This is a genomic window from Yoonia sp. R2-816 (assembly GCF_046762905.1).
GTDB lineage: Bacteria > Pseudomonadota > Alphaproteobacteria > Rhodobacterales > Rhodobacteraceae > Yoonia.
Map to the genome: position 1 here is coordinate 1 of NZ_JBKQXN010000148.1, position 612 is coordinate 612.

General features: G+C 58.3%; 1 protein-coding gene. It reads left to right on the top strand.

What is annotated here, in order from left to right:
* Positions 1–355 precede the first annotated feature (355 nt).
* Positions 356–571 (top strand): hypothetical protein, encoded by a 216-nt coding sequence (locus tag ACFWW2_RS04825; RefSeq protein WP_393926608.1) that lies wholly within the window; start codon positions 356–358, stop codon positions 569–571.
* Positions 572–612 lie beyond the last annotated feature (41 nt).

Here is a 612-nt window from a genome sequence, read left to right on the forward strand (position 1 = left end):
GTCCGGATCACTGGTGGCATCAGCCACACGTCCCACAACGGACGGGTGAACCGTTTATTAACCGGACTTGAGCCTTTCTGCGCAACCAATCCTTCGGTCACTCCGCCCGCGCGAGCAGTCTTCGGTCCCGTCGGACCGGTAACAGGAACACCAATCTCCGCGTTCACGTCACGACCGCCCTCCTTGTTTCTCAAAGATGTGTCTAGGCAGGCGCGGTCGCGATGTCCCCTCAGCTAAAGCTTCGGCAAGCAGAAATACGGCTTCCACTGCAAGCAGCGGACCCTCCGCATTTCAGCCTGCATCACGCCCTAACGCACCTGCCTCTATTAGCCCCATCGAAACAAGGAGAACGATCATGACTAACCGCTTCAACATCACTGTCCCAGTCACCTACACATCCAACGGGGCCGAAAAGACATCCTACCGCCGGGTCGGTGTCGCCTTCCTCAACGATCGCACGGACGGCACAGGACAAGTCCTCAACATCAAACTCGACTTCCCCGTCGCCGTTGACGAACTCGTAGGCTTTGAACCAAAGGCCGGTGATCAAGACGGCAACGTTACAGAATAAGCCCCTCGCGGGTCTTGGGGCGGCGAACGCCGCCCCTTCCA

Excerpts from the sequence above, each read along its gene's own strand:
- ACFWW2_RS04825 (WP_393926608.1), top strand. The coding sequence starts at position 356 with ATGACTAACCGCTTCAACATCACTGTCCCAGTCACCTACACATCCAAC.